Raw genomic sequence first — 15,820 nt, 5'->3', positions numbered from 1 at the left:
TGCGTTGTCTGTGCTGACGCCATCGCGAGCAAGCCCGCTCCCACATTCGATCACTGGTGCTCACAAATAATGTGTTCACCGCAGAACTAGTGTGGGAGCGGGCTTGCTCGCGAATGGATTTCAGCCGTGCCACAAGGTTCTAGTTAGAACCACTCATCCTGCATGCTCAGGCACGTATCATCCCGCGCCTCAAGAATCGCTAGCTCATGATGGCAGCCCGGTACTTCCCAGGTCAGGAAGTATCGCGCGGCCTGCAGTTTGCCTTTATAGAAACTGACATCCGCCACATTCCCCTTGGCCAACCCTTCCTCGGCATGGATCGCCTGCTCCAGCCAGCGCCAGCCGATCACCGTGTGGCCGAAGGCTTTGAGATACAGCGCCGAGTTGGCCAGGCTGCTGTTGACCTTGCCCTGGCCCAAATCGGTCAGCAGGCCGATGGTCACGCTTTGCAGCCGTGCAACCAGCTTCTCAAGGGGCTGGCGCAGTGCATCCAGGGATTCATGGTTTTGCGCACGCTCGGCAGTGTCGGCGATCAAGCGAATCAATTGCTTGAGCCCGGCGCCACCGTTCTGTGCGAGTTTGCGTCCCAGCAGGTCCAGCGACTGGATGCCGTGAGTACCTTCGTGGATCGGGTTCAGGCGGTTGTCGCGGTAGTACTGCTCCACCGGGTATTCGCGGGTGTAGCCGTGGCCGCCGAGAATCTGGATCGCCAGTTCGTTGGCTTTCAGGCAAAACTCCGACGGCCAGGATTTGACGATCGGCGTCAGCAAGTCCAGCAGTTCATGGGCCTGTTTGCGTTCGGCTTCGGTCTCAAGGGTCGTGGTGTCATCGAACAAGCGCGCCGCATACAGACCGAGGTCGAAAGCGCCTTCGACGTAGGCTTTTTGGGTCAGCAGCATGCGTTTGACGTCGGCGTGTTGAATGATCGAGACCGGTGCGGTATTCGGGTCTTTGCTGTCTGGCAGACGACCTTGCGGACGCTCGCGAGCGTATTCCAGCGAGTAGAGATAACCGGCGTAACCGAGCATCACCGCGCCCATGCCGACGCCGATCCGCGCCTCGTTCATCATCTGGAACATGTAGCTCAGGCCGTGGTGCGGTTTGCCCACCAGATAGCCGACACACTCGCCGTTATCGCCGAAGTTCAGCGCGGTGGAGGTGGTGCCTTTCCAGCCCATCTTATGGAACAGCCCAGCGAGCAATACGTCGTTGCGCTTGCCGAGACTGCCGTCATCGTTGACCAGGAACTTGGGCACGATAAACAGCGAAATGCCCTTCACCCCGGCCGGCGCATCCGGCAGCTTGGCCAGCACCATGTGCACGATGTTTTCCGACAACGAGTGATCGCCACCGGAGATGAAAATCTTGTTGCCCTTGAGCCGATAAGTGCCATCGGCGGCCGGTTCGGCGCGGGTGCGGATGTCCGACAGTGACGAGCCGGCATGGGGCTCGGTCAGCGCCATGGTGCCGAAGAAACGGCCGTCGATCATCGGTTGCAGGAAGCGTTGTTTCTGCTCATCGGTGCCGAAGCTTTCGATCAGATTCGCCGCACCCATGGTCAGAAACGGGTAGGAGGTCGACGCCGCGTTGGCCGATTGAAAATGCGCGAAGCAGGCTTGCGAGAGCAGGGTAGGCAGTTGCATGCCGCCGGCTTCGAAACTGCGCGCGGCGTTGAGGAAGCCGGCTTCAAGGAAGGCATCGACCGCCGGTTTCACCTCTGGAATCAGGATCGCCTGGCCGTCTTCGTAGCGCGGTTCGTTCTCGTCGCCCTTGCGGTTGTGTGGGGCGAAGAACTTCTCGGCAATGCTGCGTGCCGTGCCGATGGCGGCATCGAACGTCTCGCGATTGTGCTCGGCGAACCGCTCACGCTGAGTCAGGCCCTCGGCATCGAGGACTTCGTACAGCTCGAAAGCCAGATTGCGGGAACTGAGCAACGTCTCGGACATAGCGGCTTACCTTTTTTTGGAATAGGCCGAGTCTAGGTGGGGGGAGGGCGGGGTGAACAGGATGATTGATGAGCGTGATGGTGCAGTCCGAGCACCGCTAATCAAATGTGGGAGCGAGCTTGCTCGCGATGGCGGCGGCACATCCAGAACTGATGTGACTGACAGACCGCTATCGCGAGCAAGCTCGCTCCCACAGGGTTCGGCAACCGGGCGCCCATTGCAGGCGTCCCGGTCGTATTGCGGTTTAACCGATAGTCATCAAGCTGGCGTTACCACCTGCAGCAGCAGTATTGACGCTCAGAGCACGCTCGATCACCAGACGCTCCAGCGCAATGTTGGTTTCGCCGTGGGACAAGCCCTGAACCCCGACGATAGCCCCGGCACGTTTGGCCACTTGCTGGCAGACCGCGCGCAGCTGGTCGGAGTCGCCGTGATGCAGGACGGCATCGAAGAGCACTTCGTCCTTGTTCCAATCGGCAACCCGCTTGATCCGCGCCTGAATTTCCTTCGGCAGACGTGCGAACAGTGCCTTGGTCAATTCAGTTTCCGGCCATACCGCCGAACCGCCCACGGCCAATACCGCAGCCAGTTGGGTCAGCAGATCGGCCTCGGCTTCCGCCAGGCACAATGCGTGCTCGCGCGGCAGGATGGCGTAGCTGTTGCGCTCGCCGGTCGGGCCGTTCAGCTGGCGGGTAATACCGCTTTGCGATTGGGCGGCGAACTGTCCGCAGAGTGCGCTCAGATCGGTCAGCTTGTTGCTGTCGGCCCAGGTTTGCAGGGCGGTCAGCGGCTTGCTTATGGCGTCGCGCAGACGAACATCCGGAGCGCTCAGTGCATCGCCACGAACGAAGGACTGTTCGATCGCGTCGGTAGGACGCGTCGACAGCAGGCGGTACAAGTACAGCGGACCACCAGCCTTCGGACCGGTGCCCGACAGGCCTTCGCCGCCGAACGGTTGCACGCCGACCACCGCGCCAACGATGTTGCGGTTGACGTAGATGTTACCGGCGTTGACGTTGTCGATCACCTTGGCGATGGTTTCGTCGATGCGGGTGTGTACGCCCAGCGTCAGGCCGTAGCCGGAAGCGTTGATCTGCCCGATCAGTTGATCGATCTCTTTACGCTTGTAGCGCACCACGTGCAGCACCGGACCGAAGATCTCCCGTTGCAGCTCGTCGAAGCTTTCCAGCTCGATCAGGGTCGGCATCACGAAGGTGCCGCGTTTGACTTCTTCGCTATTGGCAATCGCCACCTGGTACACGCTGCGACCTTTGTCGCGCATGCCCTGGATGTGTTTCTCGATACCCGCCTTGGCTTCTGCGTCGATCACCGGGCCGATGTCCACGGACAGGCGTTCCGGGTTACCGAGACGGCATTCAGCCATGGCGCCTTTGAGCATTTCGATCACGCGGTCGGCGGAATCTTCCTGCAAGCACAGCACGCGCAGGGCCGAGCAGCGTTGACCGGCGCTGTCGAAGGCCGACGACACCACGTCGATGACCACTTGTTCGGTCAGCGCCGAGGAGTCGACGATCATGGCGTTCTGGCCGCCGGTTTCGGCGATCAACGGGATCGGACGGCCTTGGGCATCCAGACGGCCGGCGACATTGCGTTGCAGCAAGCGAGCGACTTCGGTGGAGCCGGTGAACATCACGCCTTTGACCCGATCGTCGCCGACCAGACGGGCGCCGACGGTTTCGCCACGGCCCGGCAGCAGTTGCAACACGCCTTCCGGAATCCCGGCTTCGAGCATCAGGCGTACCGCTTGCGCGGCCACCAGCGGGGTTTGTTCGGCCGGTTTGGCCAGCACCGGGTTACCGGCCGCCAAAGCAGCGGCGACTTGACCGCTGAAGATCGCCAGCGGGAAGTTCCACGGGCTGATGCACACCACCGGGCCCAGTGGGCGGTGGGCGTCATTGGTGAAATCGTTGCGTGCCTGCACCGCGTAATAACGCAGGAAGTCCACCGCTTCACGCACTTCGGCGATGGCGTTGGCGAAGGTCTTGCCGGCTTCGCGAGCCAACAGGCCCATCAGCGGCTGGATCTCGCCTTCCATCAGGTCGGCAGCGCGTTCGAGAATCGCGGCGCGCTCGGCGGGCGGGGTGGCCTGCCAGATCGGTGCAGCGTTCAGTGCGCACTGGATGGCATTGTCGACGTCTTCAACGGTGGCTTCTTGCACATGGCCGACCACGTCGCGCAAATCCGACGGGTTGAGGACTGGCGCAGGGGTTTCAGCGCTGGATGCGCAGCCGAGCATCGGTGCGGCTTTCCAGTGGTTGTGAGCAGTAGCCAGCAGTGCGCAGGACAACGACGCCAGACGGTGTTCGTTGGCCAAATCGATGCCACTGGAGTTGGCGCGTTCAGCACCGTATAGATCACGCGGCAGTGGAATACGTGGGTGTGGCAGGCCGAAGCCGCCTTCCAGCGTCGCCATCTGCTCGATGCTGGCCACTGGATCGGCCACCAGCTCCTGAATCGAGATGGACTGGTCAGCGATGCGGTTGACGAACGAAGTGTTCGCACCGTTTTCCAGCAGACGACGAACCAGATAGGCCAACAGTGTTTCGTGAGTGCCGACCGGCGCGTAGACGCGGCATGGACGGTTCAACTTGCCTTCGGAAACCTTGCCCACCACTTGCTCGTACAACGGTTCGCCCATGCCGTGCAGGCATTGGAACTCGTACTGACCCGGGTAATAGTTCTGACCGGCGATATGGTAAATGGCCGACAGGGTATGGGCGTTATGGGTGGCGAACTGCGGGTAGATGACTTCCGGCACCGACAGCAGTTTGCGTGCACAGGCGATGTAGGAAACGTCGGTGTACACCTTGCGGGTATAGACCGGATAGCCTTCCAGACCTTCGACCTGGGCGCGCTTGATTTCGCTGTCCCAGTACGCGCCTTTCACCAGGCGGATCATCAGGCGATGACGGCTGCGACGAGCCAGGTCGATCACGTAGTCGATCACGTAAGGGCAACGCTTCTGATAAGCCTGGATAACGAAACCGATACCGTTCCAGCCGGTCAGTTTCGGCTCGAAACACAGGCGCTCCAGCAGATCCAGCGACAGCTCGAGGCGGTCGGCTTCTTCGGCGTCGATGTTCAGGCCGATGTCGTAGTGCTTGGCCAGCAGGGTCAGCGACAGCAGGCGCGGGTACAGCTCGTCCATCACGCGCTCGTACTGGGCACGGCTGTAACGCGGGTGTAAGGCCGACAGCTTGATCGAAATGCCCGGGCCTTCATAAATGCCGCGACCGTGGGAAGCCTTGCCGATGGAATGGATGGCTTGCTCGTAGGACGCGAGGTATTTCTGTGCGTCATGTTCGGTCAGTGCCGCTTCACCGAGCATGTCGTAGGAATAGCGGAAACCTTTGGCTTCGAAGCGGCTGGCGTTGGCCAAGGCTTCGGCGATGGTTTCGCCGGTGACGAACTGCTCGCCCATCAGGCGCATGGCCATGTCGACGCCCTTGCGGATCATCGGCTCGCCGCTCTTGCCGATGATGCGGCTCAGGGACGAAGTCAGGCCTGATTCATTGTGGGTGGCGACCAGTTTACCGGTCAGCAACAGGCCCCAGGTGGCGGCGTTGACGAACAGCGAGGGGCTGTTGCCCAGGTGGGGCTGCCAGTTGCCGGTGCTGATCTTGTCGCGGATCAGCGCATCACGGGTGCCTTTGTCCGGGATGCGCAGCAACGCTTCGGCCAGGCACATCAGTGCCACGCCTTCCTGGGACGACAGGGAGAATTCCTGCAGCAGGCCCTGAACGATACCGGCACGGCCCCCGGCGCTCTTCTGATTGCGCAGTTTCTCGGCAATTGAGGCGGCCAGCTTATTGGTGGCTTCGGCCATGGCGGCAGGCAGGCGGGCCTGCTCCATCAGCATGGGCACCACTTCCGGCTCCGGGCGACGGTAGGCGGCGGTGATAGAGGCGCGCAGGACCGATTGCGGCAGGATGCTTTCAGCGAACTCGAGGAAGCACTGGTGTGCGTGGTCAGCCTGCACGTCACCGGCGTCGTCAGCGTCTTTGCTGATCAAACCGCTCAGCTCGGTCAGGGTTGCACCACCCTCGAGTTTTTCCAGGTAATTGAAAATTGCCTGCTTGATCAGCCAATGGGGCGTGCGATCAATCGAGGTCGCGGCGGCTTTGAGGCGCTCGCGGGTAGGGTCATCGAGTTTGACCCCAAGGGTGGTGGTAGCCATATTTTTATCCTCATGTTTGCCACAACTGCGTGACATCAGCTGACGGCAAGATTAGCCGTGCGCAGGCTGAGGTGCAACCGAGTGCAACCCTTTTTTTGTCGGAAAAATAGGCAGCGCGTCAGGAAATATATTCCGCTAGAGAAAAGAAGTGCCTGCTTGGTGCTTTTACGTCTGGGAAAACGGCTTCTTGCTCCAAAAAGGAGCAAAAACAATTGGTTTCATAAAATACCCGACTAGGTGCAACTTATTCGAGCGAAAGAGGTTGCACCTTATTTGCTTTGTTGAATAGCATTCGCGCCAAAGGTGCAACCAGTTCAAAAGAACGGTTCATCGGCTGATGGCTTTCCTGGGGAAACATCAGTCATAAATGCGCGGCCCCCAGAATCGTCTGACAAACGTAGTCGTTTACCGACGGTTCAACAGCCGCTGCTACATAAAAACAATGCCAGGGCGTCACTCAATGAGCGTAAGTAATCCAACCTTGATCACGTTCGTGATCTACATCGCGGCAATGGTGCTGATCGGCTTCATGGCCTATCGCTCCACCAACAACCTTTCTGACTATATTCTGGGCGGCCGCAGCCTGGGCAGTGTGGTGACCGCGCTTTCCGCCGGTGCTTCGGACATGAGCGGCTGGTTGTTGATGGGCTTGCCGGGCGCTATCTACATGTCCGGTCTATCGGAAAGCTGGATCGCCATCGGCCTGATCGTCGGCGCCTACCTGAACTGGTTGTTCGTGGCCGGCCGTCTGCGTGTGCAGACCGAGCACAACGGCGACGCACTGACCCTGCCGGATTACTTCGCCAGCCGTTTTGAAGACAAAAGCGGTCTGCTGCGGATTATTTCGGCGATCGTGATTCTGGTGTTCTTCACCATCTACTGCGCTTCCGGCATCGTTGCCGGTGCCCGCCTGTTTGAAAGCACCTTCGGCATGTCCTACGAGACTGCGCTGTGGGCCGGTGCTGCAGCGACTATTGCCTACACCTTTGTGGGTGGTTTCCTGGCAGTGAGCTGGACTGACACCGTACAAGCCACACTGATGATCTTCGCCCTGCTGCTGACACCGATCATCGTGCTGCTGGCCACCGGCGGCATCGATACCACCTTCCTGGCCATCGAAGCGCAAGATCCAGGCAACTTCAACATGCTGAAAAACACCTCTTTCATCGGCATCGTTTCGCTGATGGGCTGGGGTCTGGGCTACTTCGGTCAGCCGCACATCCTCGCGCGCTTCATGGCGGCGGATTCGGTCAAGTCGATCGCCAAGGCCCGTCGCATCTCCATGACCTGGATGATCCTGTGCCTGGGTGGCACCGTGGCCGTTGGTTTCTTCGGTATTGCCTACTTCTCGGCGCACCCGGCGGTGGCCCTTCCAGTCAGTGAAAACCACGAGCGGGTATTCATCGAACTGGCAAAAATCCTCTTCAACCCATGGGTTGCCGGTGTCTTGCTGTCGGCCATTCTGGCGGCCGTGATGAGCACCTTGAGCTGCCAGTTGCTGGTGTGCTCCAGCGCCCTGACCGAAGACTTCTACAAGACCTTCCTGCGTAAAAATGCCTCCCAGATCGAACTGGTTTGGGTCGGTCGTGCCATGGTGCTGTTGGTTGCCCTGATCGCCATCGGCCTGGCGGCCAACCCGGATAACCGTGTTCTGGGTCTGGTCAGCTACGCCTGGGCCGGTTTCGGTGCAGCATTCGGTCCGGTTGTACTGATCTCAGTCATCTGGAAAGACATGACTCGCAACGGCGCACTGGCCGGTATTCTGGTCGGCGCGATCACCGTGATCGTTTGGAAACACTTCAATCTGCTGGGTCTGTACGAAATCATCCCTGGCTTCATCTTCGCCAGCCTCGCGATCTTCTTCGTCAGCAAGATGGGCGCTCCGACTGCCGGTATGCTCAAGCGTTTCGCCGCTGCCGAGAAAGACTTCCAGCTGAACAGCTGAGTGAGATGAGCGGATGCTCTAGTCATCGGTGACATAAAACGGCCCGCCTCCTTCTGGATGCGGGCCGTTTTTTTATGCCTGCCGATTAGTCGGCCGGTGTACGCATATCCCGTAGGAAAGATGTACGTCCGGAATTTTACGGGTGTACCAAGTCGGCGTAGGAGCTGGCGTAGCCTGCGATCTTTTCGGGAGGACACCCCATTTTTTGGAGAGTTATGTAGCCGTAACCCGACATCTATGACGGAACAATTCCAGGTAAATGTAGGGGCAATCTGATTTCTATGTCCCCCGTCAATGTCCGTTTGTGCTCATGCAGAATTGCTCGCCTTCACTCTGCAGAGAGACATTGGATGTCGCATTTCACCTTGACCCTCGACGGCGTCCGGAGTGACCTCAAGGTGCTTGAGTTCACCGGCAAGGAAGCCATCAGCCAACCGTATCGTTTTGACCTGGAACTGGTTAGCGAACGCCCGGACCTTGACCTCGAAAGCCTCCTGCACCGACAGGCGTTCCTCAGTTTTGATGCGCAGAACAATGGCATTCACGGGCAGATCTATCGTGTCGCCCAAGGTGATTCCGGCAAGCGTCTGACTCGCTATCAAATCAGCCTGGTGCCGCAACTGGCGTATCTCGGCCAACGCATCAACCAACGAATTTTTCAGCACAAAACGGTGCCGGCGATCATCGCCCAGGTGCTTAAAGACCACATTCCCCGTGATGCCTTCGAGTTTCAACTCAATAGCCAATATCCCAAGCGCGAATATTGCGTGCAGTACGCCGAAAGCGATCTGGCTTTCATTCAGCGGCTCTGCGCCGAAGTCGGCATTCACTATCACTTCCAGCACAGCCCGGATGGTCATCGTCTGATCTTCGGCGACGATCAAACCGTATTTCCCAAATTGCCTAGGCCAACCGCTTACCTGCCGGATAGCGCAATGGTCGCCGAAGAACCGGCGATCAAGCGCTTCAGTGTGCGACTGGAAACCCGCACCACGGGCGTGACCCGCCGTGATTACGATTTCAACAAGCCGCATTTGCTGCTGCAAAGTGCGGTTTCGGGTGGGCAGCCGCAGGCGCTGGAAGACTACGATTACCCTGGCCAATTCACTCACCGCGACGATGGCAAACACCTGGCTCGGCGAGCGCTGGAACGCCACCGCGCGGACTATCGCCAGGCCGAAGGCAGCAGTGATCAATCGGCACTGATCAGCGGATATTTTTTGAAAGTCTCCGGGCATCCGCGTTCGGAGTGGAATGACCTGTGGCTACTGACTGAAATCGAGCACCAAGGCAAGCAGCCTCAGGTGCTGGAGGAGTCGGTCACCAACAACTCTGCGGATGGCTTTTCCCAGGGGTATCGCAACACCTTTCTGGCGACGCCGTGGGATGCCTTGTTCCGCCCGCCATTGGGTAAACCCAAGCCACGAATACCAGGCTATCAACATGCGGTTGTTACCGGTCAGGGTGACGACGAAATTCATTGCGATAGGTACGGCCGGGTCAAGGTTCTGTTCAAGTGGGACCGCCACGGAAAGCTCAACGAGCATTCCAGTTGCTGGCTACGGGTGGCCACCGGCTGGGCTCACGACCGTTATGGCAGCGTGTTGATTCCGCGAGTTGGCATGGAGGTGCTGGTGGGCTTTGTCGACGGCGATGCCGACAAGCCGTTGGTCATGGGCTGCCTGCCAAATGCCGCCAACCCCGTACCGCTCGATCTGCCGGCCGATAAAACCCGGAGCATGTTTCGCAGCCGCAGCAGTCCCGGTGGCGGGGGCTACAACGAGTTACGCATCGAAGATCGCAAGGGTGCCGAGGAAATCTATCTGCGCGCCCAACGCGACTGGAACCAGCACGTACTGCATGACCAGCGGGTGCAAGTGGATAACGATCACAGCATCGTCGTCAAAGGCACCTCAAGCCTGCGAGTGCGCAACCAATTACTCAATGCCAGTGAGCAGGTTCACGTCCTTGCTCTCGGGCAAGTGGTCATCGACGGCGGCGCCAACGTGACCATTCAGGCCGGCGGGCACTGGATCAACATTAATGCTGGCGGGATTTTCAGCAGCGTACCGATCGAGGTCGGCGGCGCTCCGCAATTGACTGCGGCGCCAACGTTGGTCCCGCCAGCACTGCTGAGCGTGGCACAGATTCTCAGCCTGAAAAGCGACGCGCCATTCTGCGAAGAATGCGAGCGCTGTAAGGACGGTGTCTGTGCAGCCTGAGAACCTTTCGCCACAGGCTTGGCTCGAGCGCCAGCCATTGCAGCCGTCAGAGCAGTTGTTCGTGATCCTCGGCAACGCCAGCGATGCCAATCCACTCAAGGCCTACCAGCAGGCTGCCGCGATTCAGGCTCCCAGCCCGATCTGGGCCGACACCGCTTATGCCGAATGGGACGCGGTGATGCCCTATGTCGGCATCGTCGCCCCGGATAGTGAATTCCTTGACTGGGTCGCCAACACCGACGCGATGGATTGGGGCTGGCTAGCGGTTTCTTCGGCCAGTCAGGCGGTATTGGTCGAGCACTTTCGCAGCCTGACCAAGGTGCTGTTACCCAATGGCAAACAGGTGTTTTTCCGCTTCTGGGACGGGCGCCATTTGCTGCCGATTCTTGAGGGGCCTGAGGTCGATGCGAGCGAGCTGCTGCCGCTGTTCAAGCGTTGCCTGATCAATGGCCAAAGTCTTGAGATCGGCGCCAGTGCCGTGAGCACGACCAGGGTCTGCCCTTGGTGGGAAGTGCCTCTGCCACTGCTGGATCGCCTTGCAGGGAAGGATGCCGCAACCCAAACCAACAACTTGCTGACCTGGCTGAGCGAGGCCCGCCCAGAGCTTTACGGTGCTTATTCGCAAAGCGTTTTGAGGCACAAGGTGGCGGCCTTCGTTGCTCGCTCGGACCTGCCCCGCACGCCGAAAGAAGCACTCGCTGATTACCTGATCTCGGAGCAAGGCTGATGGATCACATTGCTCACATCGAAGCGCAACTCGACACCTTCAAGGACACCCTCGGCCTCTATCGCAAACAGGTCGGCAGCTGGTTTAGCAGGACGCTGGACAAGGGCAGCCGCGCCGCCGATCTGCCGTCGTTGCTGGACATGGAACGGGTGATCAAGGTCGGGACCACCAGCACCTCGGTCAGCCTGAGCGACGACGACTTCATCTCCAGCGTCGCCCAATGCCCGGCCAATGGGGTTCTCGAAATCGAGAGCAAGTTCGAGTCGGTTTACGACATTCCGCTCGGCAATATTCAGGTCGAAGTCATCCCGGCAGGTGGTGGCCCCGCGTTGCCTATCACGCTGAATGAACAGGGCAAGGCGCAGTTCAAGGGTGAGGCCGGTAAGTTCTATCGGGTCCGGGTTCACAGTGCAGTGACCCCGGAGCAAGTCGAGGAGCTGTTCTCTTCTTATGACGGGCTGACGCGGGATCTGGAAGGCTGGCTACGCAGCGAGTGGCAAGGGTTTAAACCGCAGTGGTCGCAGCAGTCGGCTCAAGCGGCCGGCAACGGCATGCTCGCCGGGAGCTGGGCGGCGATCGAGGGTGTCTGGGACGGCATCGGCCTGCTCAGTGAGATCCTCAAGAACCCGGGGGCTCACCTCGAACGCCTGGGCGGTAGCGCGAAGCAATTGGCTGACCTGGCGCAACGCTCGCCGGACCTGATAGAAAAAGCCATGCTGCTGGCCAGCGACGAAGCGGCGCTGTGCCTGTTGTTGCGCACCGCGAGTCTCTGGCTGGACGCCTTGCCGCCGAGTTTGATCGCTGGCAAGACGGCCGAGATGACTACCAAGGTCGTGGTCGAGATCCTGATCGACCTGCTGATTGGCCTTGTGCTGACTGTGGCCGGTTCAGGCATCGGGGTCGGCCCCGGCGTCGGCATCGCCTATTTGACGCTGCGCCTGGCGGACCATGGCGCGCAGATCCTCAAAGCCGGCCTGCGCTTCATCGAGTCCCTGTTCAAGATCATCGACAGCTTTATCGGCTACGTCGATCGCTACAAAAAGGTCGCCGCCCGGGGACTGGCGGGCACGCAGAAACAGGGCGTATTGGAAATGCGCTGGGGCGCGCGCAGCAACACCACGCTGAAGAAACAGGAACACCACGACGACGCCCCCCACCAAGCGAAAAACCCCAACGGCGACAGCGCCGACACCGCGGATAAAACCGCCACCAGCGGCTGCCCGGTGTCGATGGTCACCGGCGAAGAGCTGCTGACCCTCACCGACGGTGAACTGGACGGGGTGCTGCCGTTTAGCTGGACCCGGTTGTACCGCAGCAGTGCGGTGGAGCTCGATTGCGGCCTCGGGTTTGGCTGGAGCCATGGGCTGGCGCAGCGCCTGGAGATCAGCGGCGATGCGGTGATCTGGATCGATCCGGAGAACCGTCGCACCACCTTTCCGTTGCCGAGTGCCGAGCGCCCGGCGATCCACAACAGCCTGGCGCGGGCGGCGATTTACCTGGGCGACGAGCCGGAGGAACTGATCCTCGCCCAGGCCGGCGACAGCGCGCGGTTCTACCATTTTCGTGCGGGCCGGTTGAGCGCTATCAGCGATGCCTATGGCAACCGCCTGCAGATCACCCGCGATATCCACGCCCGTATCCAGCGCCTCGACAACGGCGCCGGCCGCGCCCTGCGTCTGCGCTATGACCGCGGGCACATCATCGCCGTCGACTACCAAAGCTTTCACCCGGCGGACCACCTCGAGGCGTGCTGGCGCACCGAGCAGACCCTGGTCAGCTACCGCTATGACGAGCGTCAACGGCTGGTCGAGGCGAGCAACGCCGCCGGTGAACGCGAGCGCTACGACTACGACGATCAGCAGGTCATCCTCCAGCGGCAACTGGCCGGCGGCGCGAGCTTCTTTTGGGAATGGGAGCGCGCGGGCAAAACCGCGCGCTGCATCCGGCACTGGGCGAGTTTTGCGCAGATGGATGCGCGTTACGTCTGGGACGAGCGGGGCGGCGTCAGCGTCCGGCACGCTGACGGCAGCGAAGAAGTGTACGTCCACGATGAGCAGGCGCGGCTGGTGCGCAAGGTCGAGCCGGACGGCGCCGAACACCGCAAGGCCTACGACGAACACGGTCGGCTGACCGCCGAACAGGACCCGCTCGGCGCCGTCACCGAGTATGTGTATGACGACGCCGGCCGCCTTACTGCGGTGCTGCCCGCCGAGGACGAGCCGACGGCGTTCGAGTACCGCGACGGCCATCTGCACCGCCGTCAGCGCGGCCAGGCGCAATGGACCTACCAGCGCAATGCGCAGGGCGACATCACCCGGCAGACCGATCCCAGCGGTCACATCACCCAGTACTACTACGACGTCAAAGGCCAGTTAACCGGCATCCGCTACCCCGATCACAGCCATCATGGGTTGGTCTGGAGCGCGCTTGGCCAACTGATCGAAGAGGTGTTGCCGGACGGCGGCCAGCGCCGCTATGCCTATGACGTCCGCGGCCGGCAGATCTACCGTCAGGACGAGCACGGCGCGGTCACCCGCTACCAGTGGGATGCCGTGGGCCGGCTGCTGCAGACCACCTTGCCCGGCGGCGCGACCCGCGCCTTCAGCTACAACGCCTACGGCAAAGTCACCGCCGAGCGCGATGAACTGGGACGCGTCACCCGCTACGAGTACGCCGATGACCTGCACCTGGTCAGCCGCCGGATCAACCCCGACGGCAGCCAGTTGCGCTACCGCTACGACAACGCGCGCTTGCTGCTCAGCGAGATCGAAAATGAAGCCGGCGAACGCTATCAGCTCGAGTACGGCGCCAACGGCCTGATCCGGCAGGAAACCGGTTTCGATGGGCGACGCACCGCGTACGCCTACGACCTCAACGGTCAGCTGCTGGAGAAAACCGAGTTTGGCGACGACGGCAGTCAGCTGGTCACCGCCTACCAGCGCGATGCTCACGGCCGGCTGACCCGCAAGACCCTGGCCGATGGCAGCCAGATTTCTTACTGCTACGACGGCCTCGGCCGGCTGGTCAGTGTCGACGATGGCCACGACTGGCCGCTGGAATTCGAGTACGACCGGCACGACCGACTGATCACCGAGCATCAGGGCTGGGGCACGTTGCGTTATCGCTACGACGCCTGCGGCCGGCTCAACCACCTGCGCCTGCCGGACAACAACAAACTCGACTACCACCACGCCGAGGGCGGCAGCCTCAGCGCCATCGACCTCAACGGCACACGGCTGACCAGCCACCAGTTCCGCGCCGGTCGCGAACTGCAACGCCAGCAAGGCCTGCTGCTCAGCCAGTACCAGTACGACGAACAGGGCCGTTTGCAGGCCCACGCCGTCAGCCAGCCGGAACGTGGACTGTATCGCCGGCATTACACCTACGCCGCCAACGGCCACCTGGCCCTCATCAGCGACAGCCGCCACGGCCAACGGGCGTATCACTACGACCCGCTGGACCGACTGACCAGCGTCCGCCATCCACACGGCGAACGCCCGGAACACTTCAGCCACGACCCCGCCGGCAACCTGCTGATCCACGACCGCCCCGGCCCGGCCTCGATCAAAGGCAACCGCCTGCTGATGCAGGGCGACCGCCATTACGACTACGACGCCTACGGCAACCTGATCCGCGAACGCCGCGGGAAAGCCCACGGCCTGGTCACCGAATACCGCTACGACTGTTTACACCGCCTGATCGGCGTGACCCTACCGGATGGCAGCCAGGCCAGTTACCGCTACGACGCCTTCGGCCGGCGCATCGGCAAAACCGTCGACGACCAGAGCACCGAATTCTTCTGGCAAGGCGAGCAACTGATCGCCGAACGCAGCAATAGCCACTACCGCAGCTACCTCTACGAACCCGGCAGCTTCCGCCCCCTGGCACTGCTTGACGGCGAAGGCCCGCACCACGCCCGCCCGTTCTACTACCAACTCGACCACCTCGGTACGCCGCAGGAACTCACCGCCTACAGCGGCGAAATCGTCTGGTCGGCGACCTACACCGCCTACGGCAAACTCACCCGCCTCAACCAGACTCGCGAGGAAAAACCTGAGCAACCGCTGCGCTTTCAGGGCCAATACTTCGACCCAGAAACCGGCCTGCACTACAACCGCCATCGCTACTACAATCCAGACATCGGCCGCTACCTGACGCCGGATCCGCTCAAGCTGGCCGGTGGGCTGAACGCCTACCAATACACCCCGAATCCGACGGGGTGGGTGGATCCGTTGGGGCTCAACACCTGCCCTGGAGCGGACGGGTGCAAGCCGTCGATGGGGGTGAAAGACCCGGCGGCGAAGGCGCGGGTGGATGAGGGTGAGCCTGACCTGCCGAAGCACAAGTTGAGTGCTGAAGAGCTTGCCAAGAAAGAAGTTAAAAGATTGAACGATAGTCAGGGCATGCATATGGTTGGAAAGCATAGTCCAGAGGTTCCAGACGCCGCTCTGAAGCAACGAGCTATTGATGGTACAAATCCGATCACAGGTAAGAGACCGAGGCATAAAGCAGGGAGCTCAAGCTCTAGGTTTTATAGCTGGGAACTACAATTGGAGGCTTACAAGTTAGCCACTTCAAGAACAGAGAACGGTCTTCCTGCCTTCACCGGTAAAGATCGAAGCAGCAATGATATTGTGAGAATGAAATTCCCTGGAGCGGGTGAGGGGTACATACCAAATCCAAAATCACCAGAGAATCCGAAACTTATGGATATGAACCGTATAGAGATGAAGTTTGATCGAGATACAGGCATACCATTCACATTGTTCCCAATTAAATAAA

The 15,820-nt window shown here is 60.6% G+C and carries 6 protein-coding genes; 4 read left to right on the top strand and 2 right to left on the bottom strand.

The window, feature by feature from the left end; all coding sequences use genetic code 11:
• Positions 1 to 143: 143 nt before the first annotated feature.
• Entirely contained in the window at positions 144 to 1,946 is a 1,803-nt protein-coding gene (locus ACN1C3_RS17950) for an acyl-CoA dehydrogenase (protein WP_419117116.1), read from the bottom strand.
• Between the two features lie 244 nt (positions 1,947 to 2,190).
• Positions 2,191 to 6,144, bottom strand: coding sequence for a trifunctional transcriptional regulator/proline dehydrogenase/L-glutamate gamma-semialdehyde dehydrogenase (gene putA / locus ACN1C3_RS17945; RefSeq protein ID WP_419117115.1), 3,954 nt, complete (start codon positions 6,142 to 6,144; stop codon positions 2,191 to 2,193).
• A gap of 460 nt (positions 6,145 to 6,604) precedes the next feature.
• Here putA and putP point away from each other — a divergent pair, with 460 nt between their 5' ends.
• The 4 genes from putP to ACN1C3_RS17925 all read left to right on the top strand — a co-directional run bounded on the left by putP (position 6,605) and on the right by ACN1C3_RS17925 (position 15,819).
• On the top strand, positions 6,605 to 8,089 hold the full coding sequence (gene putP, locus ACN1C3_RS17940) for a sodium/proline symporter PutP (protein ID WP_419117114.1): 1,485 nt from the start codon (positions 6,605 to 6,607) through the stop codon (positions 8,087 to 8,089).
• A 350-nt stretch (positions 8,090 to 8,439) separates the two neighbouring features.
• Positions 8,440 to 10,311, top strand: coding sequence for a type VI secretion system tip protein VgrG (locus ACN1C3_RS17935; protein WP_419117113.1), 1,872 nt, complete (start codon positions 8,440 to 8,442; stop codon positions 10,309 to 10,311).
• Complete coding sequence (locus tag ACN1C3_RS17930; RefSeq protein ID WP_419117112.1) at positions 10,301 to 11,038, top strand: DUF4123 domain-containing protein; 738 nt, start codon at positions 10,301 to 10,303, stop codon at positions 11,036 to 11,038. Before ACN1C3_RS17935 ends, ACN1C3_RS17930 begins: the two co-directional genes overlap by 11 nt.
• Positions 11,038 to 15,819 carry an RHS repeat-associated core domain-containing protein gene (locus tag ACN1C3_RS17925; RefSeq protein ID WP_419117111.1) on the top strand — a complete coding sequence of 1,594 codons (4,782 nt, stop codon included), beginning with the start codon at positions 11,038 to 11,040 and terminating at the stop codon, positions 15,817 to 15,819. The genes ACN1C3_RS17930 and ACN1C3_RS17925 overlap by 1 nt, the downstream gene beginning before the upstream one ends.
• The last annotated feature ends 1 nt before the right edge of the window (position 15,820 follow it).

This window comes from Pseudomonas sp. H11T01, assembly GCF_048515765.1.
Taxonomy (GTDB): Bacteria; Pseudomonadota; Gammaproteobacteria; order Pseudomonadales; family Pseudomonadaceae; genus Aquipseudomonas.
Note: the sequence above shows the minus strand (reverse complement) of the source record. Positions and strands in the feature narration are given on the sequence as shown.

What these genes read in the sequence shown, in the direction of transcription:
- ACN1C3_RS17950 (WP_419117116.1), bottom strand. Translation starts at nt 1,946, where the DNA reads ATGTCCGAGACGTTGCTCAGTTCCCGCAATCTGGCTTTCGAGCTGTAC.
- ACN1C3_RS17925 (WP_419117111.1), top strand. Translation starts at nt 11,038, where the DNA reads ATGGATCACATTGCTCACATCGAAGCGCAACTCGACACCTTCAAGGAC.
- putA (WP_419117115.1), bottom strand. Translation starts at nt 6,144, where the DNA reads ATGGCTACCACCACCCTTGGGGTCAAACTCGATGACCCTACCCGCGAG.
- putP (WP_419117114.1), top strand. Translation starts at nt 6,605, where the DNA reads ATGAGCGTAAGTAATCCAACCTTGATCACGTTCGTGATCTACATCGCG.
- ACN1C3_RS17935 (WP_419117113.1), top strand. Translation starts at nt 8,440, where the DNA reads ATGTCGCATTTCACCTTGACCCTCGACGGCGTCCGGAGTGACCTCAAG.